General features: G+C 59.1%; 14 protein-coding genes. 8 read left to right on the top strand and 6 right to left on the bottom strand.

Annotated elements, in window-relative coordinates:
- Window positions 1-8: 8 nt before the first annotated feature.
- Entirely contained in the window at window positions 9-437 is a 429-nt protein-coding gene (gene yciA, locus CRO23_RS10675; RefSeq protein ID WP_004932085.1) for an acyl-CoA thioester hydrolase YciA, read from the top strand.
- 68 nt (window positions 438-505) lie between these two features.
- On the opposite strand, the gene tonB is transcribed toward yciA, so the two are convergent.
- Window positions 506-1,249 (bottom strand): TonB system transport protein TonB, encoded by a 744-nt coding sequence (tonB, locus tag CRO23_RS10670; protein WP_016927510.1) that lies wholly within the window; start codon window positions 1,247-1,249, stop codon window positions 506-508.
- A 236-nt stretch (window positions 1,250-1,485) separates the two neighbouring features.
- Window positions 1,486-2,139: an epoxyqueuosine reductase QueH gene (locus tag CRO23_RS10665; RefSeq protein ID WP_016927509.1), complete on the bottom strand. Its 654-nt coding sequence runs from the start codon at window positions 2,137-2,139 to the stop codon at window positions 1,486-1,488.
- Window positions 2,140-2,314: 175 nt separating this feature from the next.
- On the opposite strand from CRO23_RS10665, the gene CRO23_RS10660 reads away from it, so the two are divergent.
- Window positions 2,315-2,611, top strand: a complete 297-nt coding sequence (locus CRO23_RS10660) for a YciI family protein (RefSeq protein ID WP_016927508.1) — start codon at window positions 2,315-2,317, stop codon at window positions 2,609-2,611.
- A gap of 109 nt (window positions 2,612-2,720) precedes the next feature.
- Here the strand turns inward: CRO23_RS10660 and CRO23_RS10655 are convergent, their stop codons facing one another.
- Window positions 2,721-3,575, bottom strand: a complete 855-nt coding sequence (locus CRO23_RS10655; RefSeq protein ID WP_097101905.1) for a LysR substrate-binding domain-containing protein — start codon at window positions 3,573-3,575, stop codon at window positions 2,721-2,723.
- A gap of 91 nt (window positions 3,576-3,666) precedes the next feature.
- Between CRO23_RS10655 and CRO23_RS10650 the strand changes: the two genes are divergently transcribed.
- Window positions 3,667-4,623: a DMT family transporter gene (locus CRO23_RS10650; protein WP_097101903.1), complete on the top strand. Its 957-nt coding sequence runs from the start codon at window positions 3,667-3,669 to the stop codon at window positions 4,621-4,623.
- A gap of 23 nt (window positions 4,624-4,646) precedes the next feature.
- Here the strand turns inward: CRO23_RS10650 and CRO23_RS10645 are convergent, their stop codons facing one another.
- Entirely contained in the window at window positions 4,647-5,648 is a 1,002-nt protein-coding gene (locus CRO23_RS10645) for a LacI family DNA-binding transcriptional regulator (RefSeq protein WP_049299419.1), read from the bottom strand.
- A 71-nt stretch (window positions 5,649-5,719) separates the two neighbouring features.
- Window positions 5,720-6,274: a D-lyxose/D-mannose family sugar isomerase gene (locus tag CRO23_RS10640; RefSeq protein ID WP_028127467.1), complete on the bottom strand. Its 555-nt coding sequence runs from the start codon at window positions 6,272-6,274 to the stop codon at window positions 5,720-5,722.
- 228 nt (window positions 6,275-6,502) lie between these two features.
- Here CRO23_RS10640 and CRO23_RS10635 point away from each other — a divergent pair, with 228 nt between their 5' ends.
- The 5 genes from CRO23_RS10635 to CRO23_RS10615 all read left to right on the top strand — a co-directional run bounded on the left by CRO23_RS10635 (window position 6,503) and on the right by CRO23_RS10615 (window position 12,656).
- The gene (locus tag CRO23_RS10635; protein ID WP_004932112.1) at window positions 6,503-7,537 is read left to right on the top strand and encodes an NAD(P)-dependent alcohol dehydrogenase; all 1,035 of its coding nucleotides are present in this window, start codon (window positions 6,503-6,505) and stop codon (window positions 7,535-7,537) included.
- Between the two features lie 4 nt (window positions 7,538-7,541).
- The gene (gene xylB / locus CRO23_RS10630) at window positions 7,542-9,059 is read left to right on the top strand and encodes a xylulokinase (RefSeq protein ID WP_097101901.1); all 1,518 of its coding nucleotides are present in this window, start codon (window positions 7,542-7,544) and stop codon (window positions 9,057-9,059) included.
- Window positions 9,056-10,561, top strand: coding sequence for a sugar ABC transporter ATP-binding protein (locus CRO23_RS10625; RefSeq protein WP_016927502.1), 1,506 nt, complete (start codon window positions 9,056-9,058; stop codon window positions 10,559-10,561). The genes xylB and CRO23_RS10625 overlap by 4 nt, the downstream gene beginning before the upstream one ends.
- A gap of 76 nt (window positions 10,562-10,637) precedes the next feature.
- Window positions 10,638-11,615 carry an ABC transporter permease gene (locus tag CRO23_RS10620; protein WP_016927501.1) on the top strand — a complete coding sequence of 326 codons (978 nt, stop codon included), beginning with the start codon at window positions 10,638-10,640 and terminating at the stop codon, window positions 11,613-11,615.
- A gap of 33 nt (window positions 11,616-11,648) precedes the next feature.
- A complete protein-coding gene (locus tag CRO23_RS10615) occupies window positions 11,649-12,656 on the top strand; it encodes a substrate-binding domain-containing protein (RefSeq protein ID WP_016927500.1) in 1,008 nt (335 codons plus the stop codon).
- Between the two features lie 141 nt (window positions 12,657-12,797).
- Here CRO23_RS10615 and CRO23_RS10610 read toward each other — a convergent pair whose 3' ends face one another.
- Window positions 12,798-13,361 carry a TetR/AcrR family transcriptional regulator gene (locus CRO23_RS10610; RefSeq protein WP_016927499.1) on the bottom strand — a complete coding sequence of 188 codons (564 nt, stop codon included), beginning with the start codon at window positions 13,359-13,361 and terminating at the stop codon, window positions 12,798-12,800.
- Window positions 13,362-13,430 lie beyond the last annotated feature (69 nt).

The raw sequence follows: 13,430 nt of genomic DNA, 5'->3' as shown, positions 1-13,430 counted from the left end.
AGACTGCTATGACACAACAACGACCTTTACCCAGCGGCGAGCTGGTGCTGCGCACGCTGGCGATGCCGGCCGATACCAATGCCAACGGTGATATCTTCGGCGGCTGGCTGATGTCGCAAATGGACATCGGCGGCGCCATCCAGGCAAAAGAGATCGCCGAAGGGCGCGTGGTGACGGTGCGCGTAGACGGCATGACCTTCCTGAAACCGGTGGCGGTAGGCGACGTGGTTTGCTGCTATGCGCACTGTATCCGCACCGGGCGCAGCTCGATCACCATCAATATCGAAGTGTGGGTAAAGAAAGTTTCTTCCGCCCCGATCGGCCAGCGTTACCGGGCGACCGAAGCGGTGTTCACCTATGTGGCGGTCGATGCGGAAGGCAACTCGCGCGCGCTGCCCGAGGGCAAAATGAACTTCCGCGTCGGCTTCGAAGAGTAAGCCTGCGGCTGCGCCGCAAATGCAAAAAGGGTCGCCGAGGCGACCCTTTCTTTTTGGTGTGACCGAACTCAGTTCAATTCGGTGGTGCCGTTCAGCTTGAAACGGATAGTGACGGTGCGATCTTTCGCTTCTTTGGCTTCATAGCGCCATTTACGCATCGCCTGCTTCACTTCACGCTCGAACATATTGCGCGGTTCGGCCGACAAGATACGCACGTTGCTGACGCGCCCGTCGCTGTCGATATCGAACTGTACCCGCACGTTGCCTTCGATCTGCAAAGCCTGAGCCCGCGGTGGATAGAGCGGATTGGCGCGGCTGATCGGCCTCGGCCCGACCTCACGCGAGTTGCCCTGCACCGGCGCGGCAGGCGCCTGTTTCACCGGCGCTTTGTCGATCGGCTTGGCCGGCGAATCGTTGTTGAACGGCGACGGTTCGCGCGGCTCGACTTTTTTCGGCTCCGGTTTGACCTGTTTTTCGACCTTCGGCTTCGGCTTAGGTTTTGGTTTCGGCTTGACCGGCTCCGGCTTCACGATCGCCTTTGGCGGCGGCTCCACGATAGGTTCCGGTTCTGGCTCCGGCTCAGGTTCGACCTGCGGCGGCTCCGGCTCGGCCGGCGCCGGCGGTGGCGGTTCGGCCATCGCGGCGGTGTTGACCATCATGACGCTGATCGGCGCGTCCTCTGGCTTCGGCAGCTCCACCACTTCTTTTACCGAAGCGTAAAGCAATCCCGCCACCAGGGCGCTGTGCAAGCCTACGGATAAGACGAAAGGCACGGATATACGGCGATTAAGGAACATCTTTTTTAGCGGCATAATGATTCTGTTTCCTCTGGTTCGCCAAGTTTAAATGCAAATAGCAATCATATTCAATAACGAAAGGCAAACTATCGCTTTAATCGTCAGTATGCGCGGCTAAAACCAGCAAACTCATAAGGATATTAACCTGGCCGTTGCTTTTTTACCGCCTGGGCGACACGCTTCATTAACGTTTGGCCAGGCGTCAAAAAGTAAAAAACCCGCCGGAGCGGGTTAATTGCGGTGAGTCAGCGTTATTCTTCATCGCCATAGTAAAGCACGCCCAGCTTGATCAGCGGCCGCCCTTGCGCCTTACGGTGCAGGTTGGTGTCACGCAGCGAATAGACGCAGCCGCAGTATTCCTGCTGATAGAAGCGTTCGCGCTTGCTGATCTCTATCATGCGCGACGAACCGCCCTTCTTGCGCCAGTTGTAATCCCAGTACACCAGATCGGGATACTTTTCCGCCGCGCGGATGCCGCAGTCGGTGATCTGCTGCATGTTCTTCCAACGCGAGATGCCCAGCGAGCTGGAGATAGTGTCGTAACCATGTTCATGCGCATACAGCGCCGTGCGCTCGAAACGCATGTCAAAACACATGGTGCAACGAATGCCGCGCTCCGGCTCATTCTCCATCCCCTTGGCGCGGGCGAACCAGTTGTCGGTGTCGTAATCGGCATCGATAATCGGCACCCCGTGCTGCTCGGCGAAACGGATGTTCTCTTCTTTACGCAGCAGATACTCTTTTTGCGGGTGAATGTTGGGGTTATAGAAGAAAATGGCGTACTCGATCCCGGAGGCCTGAATCGCTTCCATCACCTCGCCGGAACAGGGCGCGCAGCATGAATGCAGCAGCAGTTTTTTTTTGCCCGCCGGCAAATCGAGTTTTTCCCTTACCAGTTCCGTCATGTCCTCACCTCAATGGCATATCAGTTTAAGCGCGCCGCACTATACGAATAAAAAGTAGCGGCTTCAAGGCATAAGCGCCAATCCGCCGGGAAATTCGCCCGATGCCGTTCCCCTGCCGCGCCTTTTGCGCTACCTTGGTAGCACCGTTTTATAGCCATGATTTTAAAGGTGAAACATGCTTTATCTGATCTACGCGCAAGACGTCCCCAACTCGCTGGAAAACCGTCTGGCGGTGCGCCCGGCGCACCTGGCGCGCCTGCAGGCGCTGCGCGACGCCGGCCGCCTGGTGGTCGCCGGCCCTAACCCGGCCATCGACAGCAACGATCCCGGCGCCGCCGGCTTTACCGGTTCGACGGTGATCGCCGAATTCGCCTCGCTGGCGGAAGCCCAGGCCTGGGCGCAGCAGGATCCGTACGTCGCCGCCGGCGTCTATGCCGACGTGACGGTGAAACCGTTCAAACAGGTGTTCTGATCTCCAGCCCTCCGAATACCGGGAACGCCCCGCAATACAGCGTTCCCGGCGCTAGCCACATCTCTGCGTCACCGTCGTGCTCGATTCGTCTTCCCCACGCGGCCGATATTCATGTTCCCCCCCGTAAATACTCACCGATGACGCTTTCCAGCATCGCCACCGCCGGTTGGCTGGCGGCCGTGGCAGAACGGAGCAGTTGCACTTCATGTGGTGCGACCGACGGCAATTCGTCGAGTATCCGCATCGCCGCCGAAACCCGTGCGCGGTCAAGCAGCGTGACGGCCAATCCCGCCTCGATGGCAGCCGCCACCACGCTGGCCGACGGGCTGCTCACAACCACCCGCCAGTGCCTTCCCGCCCTGGTCAATGCATCGATCATAGCCTCACGATAAGGGCAATCGGCGGCATGCAACGCCAGCGGCAGTGGCCGGTTAGCCTGCAGCGCCAGCGAACGGCCTCCGGTCCACACTGGCGCAGTCACCGCGAGCGGTGTCTGGCACTGTTTCCCCGAAGGTTGAACCACCAGCGCGAGATGCAGCCGATTACGGCCAACTTGTTCCGCCAGCGCCTGACTGGCAGCGGTAGAGACCTCCAGCTCCACCGCGGGGAAACTGTCGGTAAACCGCGGCAAAATATGGCGTATCACATGAGAAGCGTACTCATCAGGCAAGCCCAATTTGATATGGCCGCTTAGCGGCGCGCCCTGCAGTTCCCGCAGAATATCGTCATGGGCGCTCAGCAGCCCGAGCGTCGAGGCCAGCAGCTTGTTTCCCAACGGCGTCAACGCCACGGACTGATTGTCACGCTCCAGCAGGCGGCCGCCCGCCACCTGTTCCAGACGCCGGATATGCACGCTCACGGCGGCGGGGCTGCGATTGACAAATGCCGCCGCCGCGCGAAATTGCCCCAAACGCGCAATAGCGTGAAAAGTGCGTAAGAGATCGATATCCAATGTCGGCCGCATGATTTAACCTCATTAAACAACTGGGCGAAAATTATTCGATTTATTAAATTATAGCCACTCACTACCATCGGGCGGAAAGGAGGTGACCATCATGTCCCTGGCACCATTTCGCCCCTCTTCCCGCTGCGGCAAACATCGCGGCAGAGCCGCCCTCTGGCTGGCTGCGGCCGAGATCCTGCTGATCGTGGCCTGGAGCTCCGGCTTCGTCGGCATCCGCTTCGCCGCCGATTACGCGCCGGTGTTGCTGGTGGCGTTCTGGCGCTGCGTGGTGGTCGCGTTCGTGTTGCTGCCGCTTAGTCTGCGCGCCATCAGGCGCGCATCTCCGCTGACGATAGCTGTTCACGCCGGGATTGGGTTGCTCGCCATGACCGGTTACCTGACCGGCGTCAGCAAAGGCATCGAATATGGCGTGCCGGCCGGGTTGGCCGCGCTCATCGCCGATTTGCTCCCGCTCGGCACCGCGCTGCTGAGCATGCTGTTACAACGCCGCTTGCCCGATGGCCGCGTTTGGTCCGGGTTAGCCTTGGGAGTTAGCGGGGTAGCGCTGGCGACCGGCAGCGCCATCTCATGGGGAGACGCCCCATTGTGGAGCTACCTGTTGCCGCTGGCGGGGATGCTGTCGCTGGCGCTGGCAACGCTGTGGCAGGAACGGCTGCCGCGAACGCAAGCAATGAGTTTGCCAGCCGCGCTGGGGATACAAAGCGCGGTTTCCGCGCTGGCTTTCGCCGCCATGGCCGGCGCGGAAGGCCCGCTGCTGCCAACGGTAACGACGGGGTTTGTGATCGGCGCGCTTTGGACCGCGCTACTGGCGACCCTGGCCGGCTACGGTCTGTACTGGTTTTGTCTAAGGCGCACTTCTGCGCTGCGCGTGACGAGCCTGCTGTTTCTCAGCCCCTTCGTCACCTTCTGCTGGGCAGGGTTAATGTTCAATGAACCTCTTTCCTGGCCCATGTTGCTAGGCGCGGCGGCGGCAGGAAGCGGTTTGTGGCTGCTCATCCGTCCCGCCGGGCGTGATGAGCCCAAAACAGCGCAACACGCTGAAAAATGACGGATAAGCGAATGGTGGCGCCGTTACGCGACGAGTTTCCCCCGTACCACCACCTTGCCCGGCTTGATCTCGGGGTCGGCAATACGACGGATCGCCAGATTCAACGCTTGCCAGGCGATCTCTTGCAAGTCGTGTGACACGCACGGGAAATGAAAACCGTAGATCTCAGCATGTGAAACCTCATCGATGCTGAACAACGACACGTCCTGCATCAACGGCAGCCGATGTTCGATGCAGGCTTTGATAATGCCCAGGGAGATCTGGTTATTGCAGCCAACGAAAAAGTCCGGGGCGCGGTTATTGGCCAGCCAACGGCTCGTCTCTTGCCAGGCGATATCCATAAAGAAATCGGCATACAGCACTTCAAACGACGCCACTTTCCCTTGCAGCGCCGCCTGCAGCCCTGTAACCCTGTCCCGTGCAACGTTGGAGTTCTCCGGCCCGGACACCACCACCACCCGCTGCGCTTTCTGTTCCAGAAGCCAGCGCCCCGCCTGAAGGCCGCAGTCCAGGTTATCGATATACACTCCGCTGCAGTGGCGATTGTCCAGCTCACGGTCGATCAATACCACCGGGATATTCAATGTTTCCAACCGCTTTAGATAGGAAGGCTGGTACAGATGATCGTTGGAAATGACCGAGAGAATGATCGCATCGACGTTGTAGCCAATCAGTTTGTCGATGATTCTGTCTTCGCTTTCCTGTGACTCATAGGAATCGAACACCAGAGTGTCATATCCCATTTTTTGCGCTTCAAGCGTCATCAACCGCGTCAGGCCGCCAAAGAACGGGTTGGCCATATCAGGGTTGACGATGCCGATGGTTCTGCTGCTTTTCGCCCGCAGATTGCGCGCCGCAGCATTGACCACATAACCGAGTTCGGCAGCGGTCTCCCGAATGCGGCGCAGCGTTTCCGGATGAACCTTGTCCGGCTGTGAAAATGCCCGCGACGCGGTGATTTTACTGACGTTTGCCTGTGCGGCCACGCTAGCCAGCGTCGCTTTCCGTCCTCGCCCCACCGCCAAATGCAGCTCCTTAGCTTAAGGTTATCATTTTGTACCATTAACAACATCATGACAGAACTTTCATCGTCGCGCTAATGGTTTACGCCTGCCAGGCGGTTAATCCGGGGATCGGTAAAGATATCCAGCTCGTCACGGCTCTCGGAAGAAAACTCGGACACCACCGCGCCCCGCTTCCCCGCCTGAAACCAGTGCCGGGTATTGGGCGCGATGGTGTATTGTTCGCCAGGCCGCAAGAGGATATAGCGATTGCAGGTATACCAAGGCTCCGCGCCCTCCGGCACCCGGCATACCGGTTCACCGCCGGCGTCATTAAGCGTCAGGTTTTCATCGTCGACAAACAGAAACACCTCGCCCCAACGGCAGCGAAACGTCTCTTGCTTGCCGGGCGTGCCGGCGAAAGGAGGATGCAAATGCTCTGGGCAAGTCTGCTCAGGAAACAGCACCAACTCTTTCGCACAATACCGAGGTGAGTTGACATAGGTCAGCAGTTGCAGCCCTGAGACGGGATAGTCAGCCAAGCCAAACGTCGCAATTTCAATACGTTGCTGCTCTTCTTCGGTCAGAACAATGTCCGCCTCGCGCAAGTATTCCAGCGTAGCGGCTATGGCACGTTGTTGTTTGCTCATCATTTCCCCTGCAAAGTAACGGTATCGATATCAGCATGCTGATATTAAAACCGTCATTGCATCGCCGATTTTGTGATCTTCATCCCCATATTGAATAACAACCCACCAGCAAAATTAACTCCCGTCGAGTAATTCCAACATCGATCACAGTTTAACCCCCCGCTTTAGCCCACTATCGCCGCATTGAAATGATATCGTTACCATAAAAATGATTCACCAGGAGGCAATATGAAAGCATTAGTGTTGGCCAAAGCGGGGGAAATCGCTATTGAGGACGTCCAGCTTGCCGAAACGCTGGGGCCCGATGATGTGCAGATAAAAATTCATTCCGTGGGCATCTGCGGCAGTGATGTGCACTATTACCAACATGGCCGCATTGGCCCGTTCGTGGTTAACGCCCCGATGGTGCTCGGCCATGAGGCCTCCGGCGTAGTGCTCGCGACAGGTAAAAACGTCACTCATCTCAGCATCGGCGATCGCGTTTGCATGGAGCCCGGTATTCCGGATCTCAACTCGGCCCAGACGCGCGCCGGCATTTACAACCTTGATCCGGCCGTGCGCTTCTGGGCGACGCCGCCGGTGCACGGCTGCCTGCGCGAAACCGTCATCCACCCCGCCGCCTTCACGTTCAAATTGCCGGACAACGTCAGCTTCGCTGAGGGCGCCATGGTGGAACCCTTAGCCATCGGCATGCAAGCGGCCACCAAAGCCGGGATCAAACCCGGCGATATCGCGCTGGTGATCGGCGCCGGGCCGATCGGCGTGGTCACCGCCCTCGCGGCGCTGGCGGGCGGCTGCTCGGACGTCATTATTTGCGACCTGTTTGACGAAAAACTCGCCGTGGCGGCCAGTTATGAGGGGCTGCACGCCGTCAATATCAAAACCGGCGACCTTGCGGGGAAAGTGGCCGCGCTCACCAGCGGCAATGGCGCCGATGTCGTGTTTGAATGCAGCGGCGCCAAACCGGCTATCGCTACGCTGGCCGAACATGCGGCGCCAGGAGCGACCGCCGTGCTGGTCGGCATGCCGATCGATGCCGCGCCGATGGATATCGTCGCCGCGCAGGCCAAGGAAATCACCTTCAAGACCATTTTCCGCTACGCCAACATGTACCCGCGCACGCTGCGGCTGTTGAGCAGCGGCAAATTGCGCGTCCAGCCGTTGATAAGCCAAACCTACAAGTTCTCCGACAGCGTGGCCGCCTTCGAGCGCGCGGCGGCGGGACATGCCTCGGACATCAAAATCATGCTGGAAATGGAGTGATCCTATGGCGCTCTATGCTGGCATAGACTGCGGTACGCAAGGCACGAAAGTCGTGATTGTCGACAGCACACAGGGCGTGATCCTCGGTGAGGGCAACGCCCCTCACCGTCTCATCAGCCAAGCCAATGGCCGGCGCGAACAGGAGGCCGACTGGTGGATTGAGGCGCTGGTCATCGCTTTTCGCCAAGCCGTGACTAACGCCGGCGTTGATGCACGGGAGATTCATGCTCTGGGGGTCTCTGGCCAACAACATGGGTTTGTGCCGCTGGACGCAGACGGCAACGTGCTGCACAGCGTCAAGCTGTGGTGCGATACCGAAACCGCAGAGGAAAACGAACGGCTCCTGCAGCAGCTCGGCGGGGCCAACGGCTCGCTGGAAACGCTCGGCCTGCGGATCGCCACCGGTTATACCGCGTCAAAAATCCTTTGGTTCAAGACACACCATCCGGCGCTCTGGGCAAAACTGCACACCGTGTTGTTGCCCCATGACTACTTGAATTTCTGGCTGACCGGGGAGCGCGTAGCGGAATATGGCGACGCTTCCGGCACCGGATTGTTCGATGTGCGCACCCGTCGTTGGAGCAAATCCGCGGTCGATCTCATCGACGACAGCGGCCGCCTGTGGCAGGCCCTGCCACCGCTCAAAAGCGCGGAATGCTGCATCGGCACGGTGCGCTCCGCCGCCGCGGAAAAACTCGGCCTCGGCCCAACGGTGCGGGTATCGACCGGCGGCGGCGACAACATGATGGCGGCCATCGGTTCCGGCAACATCGAGGCCGGCACCCTCACCCTGAGCCTGGGCACCTCCGGCACGCTATTCGCCTGGTCTGCCGCCCCCGTCACGGCGGAATCGGACATGATTGCCGGCTTCTGCTCCAGCACCAATGGGTGGCTGCCATTGATTTGCACAATGAATGTCACCTCGGCCACCACTGCAGTACAAACGCTGCTGGACGAAGACCTTGCCGGCTTTAACGGTTTATTGGCGCAGGCCTCGCCCGGCGCAGGCGGTGTCGAGATGCTGCCGTTCTTCAATGGCGAACGCGTTCCGCCGTTGCCCCACGCGCGCGCCAGTCTGCATAACCTCGATAGCGACAATTTTACCCGCGCCAATCTCTGCCTGGCGGTGGTCGAAAGCGCCACCTATGGCCTGCGCTATGGCATCGAGCTGTTTCGCCGTCAGGGCATTGAAGCGCGCGAGATCCGCCTCACCGGCGGCGGCGCCCGCAGCGCCGCCTGGCGACAAATCGTCGCGGACGTGATGGGGTGCCCGGTAGTCTGTCTGAAAGCCAAAGAGACCGCCGCGCTGGGCGGCGCCATTCAGGCGATGTGGGCGACGACGTTGGCCGACGATCCGCAGCGGAACGCCGGCGCGTTGCTGGCCGAACTGTGCCGGCATTTCGTTGCGCTGGATGAGACCACGCGCGCACGGCCACATGCCGGCAGACAGGCGCAATACGAGACGCTTTATCAACGGTACCTGCAACGCTTGCAGCAGACCTATCCGGAGGTGCAACTGTGACGCGAGATCCCCAGACGCAAGCGCCCGCCTACCTGCTGGAGGTCAGCGGCGTCAGGAAAGCTTTTGGCCCGGTCGTGGCGCTCAAGAATGCGGAGTTTTGCCTGCGGCGTGGATCCATCCATGCCCTGTGCGGCGGCAACGGCGCGGGTAAATCCACCTTTCTCAGCATTCTGATGGGCTTTATTCAACCCGATGGCGGCGACATTTTTATCAATGGCCAACGCTGTGAATTTCATCATCCCCGGGAAGCCCTCAACGCCGGCATCGCCATCGTGCAGCAGGAGCTGAGCGCGATCCCGGATCTGACGGTGGCCGAAAACATTTGGCTGGGCCGTGAGCCGAGACGCCTGGGGTTCGTCGATTTCGCGACGCTCAACCAGCGCACCACCAGCTTGCTCAAGGAACTCGATTTCAAGATCGACGCCCGAGAAAAAATGCGCAACCTGAGCGTCGCCGAGCAGCAACTGGTCGAGATCGCCAAAGCGCTGTCGCATGCCAACGCCGACATCATCATCATGGATGAACCCACCTCGGCGATTGGCGAGGAGGATGCGCAAAAAATCTTTCAGACGCTTCAGCAACTGGCGGCGAAAGGTAAAGGCATTATTTACGTCTCTCACCGTTTGTCAGAGATATTCCAAATCGCGGACAGCTACACCATTTTCCGCGACGGCGCCTATATCCATGAAGGCTATATCGCTGACATTACCCGTGAGCAGCTGATCGAACACATTATCGGCGGCGAGTACGACAGCGAGTTCGCCAAATTCAACCAGCCCGGCGAAGAGGTCTTGCTGGAGGTCAACGGCCTGTGTTGGCGCAGCAAGATAAAGGATATCAGCCTGCAACTGAAGCACGGTGAGATCCTGGGCATCTACGGCCTGGTGGGATCGGGCCGCAGCGAGTTTCTCGATCTTATCTTCGGCATTCAGCATGCCGACAGCGGCACGATCCGCTTAGGCGACAAGACGCTTAACCGCCATTCCCCGCGAGAGGCCATCGACAGCGGCATTGCCTACGTGACGGAAGATCGCAAGGAAACCGGCCTGGTGCTGTGCCGTTCCGTCAGTGAAAACATCAATATCGCCTCTTTTGCCGGCATCAGCCGAATGGGGTTCGTCAGCGAAAAACGGGAGCAAGCGCGAACCCGCGACATGATCCAGCGCTTCAACGTTAAAACCCACGATGGCGAACAGCCCGTGGGCAACCTGAGCGGCGGCAACCAGCAAAAAGTGGTGCTGGGCCGCTGGGCGCTGCTGGATCCGGAGGTGTTGTTGCTCGACGAGCCGACGCGCGGCATCGACGTCGGCGCCAAGAAAGAGATCTACCGATTTATGTCGGAGTTCGCCTTGCAAAACAAGGGGATCATCATGGTTTCCTCCGAGCTTTCGGAAATTATCGGCATGAGCGATCGCATCCTAGTGTTTCGTGACGGGCAGTTGGCCGGCGAGCTTTCGGCGGCCGATGCGAGCCAGGCAGCACTGATGAAACTTGCGGTTTAACAGAGAGAGAAAAAAAATGAGCAGCGCCCACTCCTTATCACCAGGAATTTCATTTTTCACCCGCAATAAACGCCGTATGCACAAATACGGCATTATCATCGCCTTCTTCGCGCTGTGCCTGATCGTGGCGCTGATTGGCGAATATCAGGTCGCCCAGGGGGCCTGGAGCAGCAATTATTTTCTCAGCAATGAAAACACCCTGATCGTCCTGCGCCAGGTCTCGATCAACGGTATTCTGGCGATCGGCATGACCTTCGTCATCATTACGGCCGGCGTCGATCTCTCCGTCGGCTCGGTGCTGGCGTTAAGCGGGATCGTCGCCGCCCGTTTCGCCACCAACAACAGCGGATTGGCTATCGGCGACACCGCGACCGCCGTCATGGCGCCGCTGATCGTGGCGCTGGGCATCGGCATCGTCTGCGGCCTGGTGAACGGCACCGTGTTGGCTCGTTACCGGTTGCAACCGTTTATCGTCACCATGGGCATGCTCTCCGCGGCGCGCGGGTTAACCATGTTGACCACCAACGGCAATCCGGTATCGCAATTGAACAGCGATTTCCGCTGGTTAGGCAATGGCTATGTCGGCGGCGTTCCGGTGCCCGTCATCATCTTCATCGTGCTGTTCGCCCTCGCCTGGCTGGTGCTGAATAAAACCCTCTTCGGGCGTTACATCTACGCCGTCGGCGGCAACCCGAAAAGCGCGCGCACCTCGGGGATTAACGTCACCCGCATCAAAATACTGGTGTATACGCTGTGCGGCGCGCTGGCCGGCATCGCCGGCCTGATCCTTACGGCGCGCACCGGTTCGGCGCAGACCAACGCAGGCGCAGGGTATGAGCTAGACGCCATCGCGGCGGTGGTGATCGGCGGCACCAGCATGGCCGGCGGTGTCGGTACGCTGGTCGGCACTTTCTTCGGCGTGCTGATTATCGGGGTGATGAATAACGGCCTCGATCTGCTCGGCGTGCAATCGTATTACCAACAAATTATCAAAGGCGCATTGATCGTTCTTGCCGTATTGCTCGACCCATCGCGTAAGCAACAGCGCGATTAATAACATCAGACCCAACTCTACCAGGAGAAAACCATGAATAAGACCAAGATAGCGTTGTTTGCCTCTGCCATGATGCTCGGTAGCCTGTCGGCGGCTCAGGCCGCCCCGGTAAAAATCGCGGTATTGATGTACGGCAACAAAGCCGAGTTCGTGCAATTGATGGAAAGGTTCGGCAAGGAACACCCGGCGGTGAAAAGCGGCGAAGCCGTACTGACTTTCTACGATGGGCGTTATGATGCATCGGTGCAAAACGATCAGGCCGCCACCGCTATCCAGACGCGCGCCGATGCCATTATCGTCAACCCGATGGATTTTGAGGCCAATATCGATATCGTCACCAATGCCAACGAAGCCAAAATCCCGGTGGTGGTCACCAACGCGCGCCTGAACACGGACGCGATGACGTCTGAAGTGGTGTCTAATGACGAGTTGGGGGGATACCTGGAAGCCAAAGCCGTCCTGGACAAACTCGACTGCAAGAGCCGGAAGGTGAACGTGGTGATTATCGAAGGCCCGAAAGGCGGCAGCGGCGAGATCCAGCGCGGCAAAGGCAATGATAAAGCGATTGCCGAGTGCGGCGCCGGCCAGGTCACGGTACTTGAGCGCAAAACGGCCAACTGGTCACGCGCGGAAGCGCAGCCGCTGATGGAAAACTGGCTGCAGAAACACCGGGGTAAAATCAACGGCGTGATTGGCCAGAACGACGAGATGGCGCTGGGCGCTATCGAAGCGATCAAAGGCGCCGGCCTGAATGTGAAGGACTTCGCGATTGCCGGCGTTGACGGCGTCTCTGACGCGATTCATGCGGTGCAGGCCGGTGAAATGGTCTCTATTCTGCAAGATGCCAAAGGCCAGATGCAGGGTTCCATCGACGTCGCGCTGCGCGCCGTGAAAGGTGAAAGCTATCAACCGCAGTCGGACATCTGGAAGCAGTACGCCAAGGATCTGAAATGGGAGGGCGGCACGCAGAAGCATTACTACATTCCGTGGACCGTCGTTACCGCAGAGAACGCCCAAGCGCTGTTGGACGCCCGTAAATAATTTCCCCCGCCCCCTCCTTCAGGGGGCCCCGCTGGGGCGCTTGCCTGCGAACAAAAAAAAGCCAGCACGGAGTGGCTGGCTAAAAAGTTCTTCGAGGGAATATCTTGTGCGATAAACATACGCCTTTCACTGCGGGCTTTACTAGCTATCAGTGCGATAGGCACCCTCAGTTAAAATCAACGCCTGCATATCGGTGAACATCGTTTCCCATTCCGCCTGGTCGATATCCATCAAACCAAAGTAACGCAGCATAAAGGCGCCTTCGGTGGCGAGAAACGCCAGGCGCGCGCGCTTGCCTCCTTCCGTCGTCAAATCCAAACCGGCGATGCGGCTGCGATACCATTCGCGCGTGCTCGCCAGATGCTCCGGCGTTTGAATCAGCGTCGCCATCAGCCCGGCGGCCTTGGCGCTGGCGGTCTGATCCGAGCTTTGCGTCGCCAGCATATGCGCGCGCACGCCGGTCTGCGGCGAAGGATCGTCACCGGCGATAGCGGCGAACAGCGTCTCGTAGGCACTGCCCCAGCGATCGAACATGGCGTCAATCAGGGCGTCTTTGCTGCCGAAACAGTACTGCACCCCGCCCTTGGAGATCCCCATCGCTTTGGCGACGGCGTCGATGGTCAGGCCGGCGGCGCCCTGGGTGGCGACGATCTCTTCGGCGGTGTCCAAAACCTTGTCGCGATCGATGCTGCGTTGACGTCCCATTAAGAAACCCTTCTTTTCAATACGAACGTATGGATATATATTATCGCCAGTATACCACCCGGCATCGCC

It is taken from the genome of Serratia sp. JKS296 (assembly GCF_900215445.1).
GTDB lineage: Bacteria > Pseudomonadota > Gammaproteobacteria > Enterobacterales > Enterobacteriaceae > Serratia > Serratia marcescens.
The sequence above is the reverse complement of the archived record's forward strand: the minus strand, read 5'-3'. Positions and strand labels throughout refer to the sequence as shown.

Excerpts from the sequence above, each read along its gene's own strand:
- yciA (WP_004932085.1), top strand. The coding sequence starts at position 9 with ATGACACAACAACGACCTTTACCCAGCGGCGAGCTGGTGCTGCGCACG.
- tonB (WP_016927510.1), bottom strand. The coding sequence starts at position 1,249 with ATGCCGCTAAAAAAGATGTTCCTTAATCGCCGTATATCCGTGCCTTTC.
- CRO23_RS10665 (WP_016927509.1), bottom strand. The coding sequence starts at position 2,139 with ATGACGGAACTGGTAAGGGAAAAACTCGATTTGCCGGCGGGCAAAAAA.
- CRO23_RS10660 (WP_016927508.1), top strand. The coding sequence starts at position 2,315 with ATGCTTTATCTGATCTACGCGCAAGACGTCCCCAACTCGCTGGAAAAC.
- CRO23_RS10655 (WP_097101905.1), bottom strand. The coding sequence starts at position 3,575 with ATGCGGCCGACATTGGATATCGATCTCTTACGCACTTTTCACGCTATT.
- CRO23_RS10650 (WP_097101903.1), top strand. The coding sequence starts at position 3,667 with ATGTCCCTGGCACCATTTCGCCCCTCTTCCCGCTGCGGCAAACATCGC.
- CRO23_RS10640 (WP_028127467.1), bottom strand. The coding sequence starts at position 6,274 with ATGAGCAAACAACAACGTGCCATAGCCGCTACGCTGGAATACTTGCGC.
- CRO23_RS10635 (WP_004932112.1), top strand. The coding sequence starts at position 6,503 with ATGAAAGCATTAGTGTTGGCCAAAGCGGGGGAAATCGCTATTGAGGAC.
- xylB (WP_097101901.1), top strand. The coding sequence starts at position 7,542 with ATGGCGCTCTATGCTGGCATAGACTGCGGTACGCAAGGCACGAAAGTC.
- CRO23_RS10620 (WP_016927501.1), top strand. The coding sequence starts at position 10,638 with ATGCACAAATACGGCATTATCATCGCCTTCTTCGCGCTGTGCCTGATC.
- CRO23_RS10615 (WP_016927500.1), top strand. The coding sequence starts at position 11,649 with ATGAATAAGACCAAGATAGCGTTGTTTGCCTCTGCCATGATGCTCGGT.
- CRO23_RS10610 (WP_016927499.1), bottom strand. The coding sequence starts at position 13,361 with ATGGGACGTCAACGCAGCATCGATCGCGACAAGGTTTTGGACACCGCC.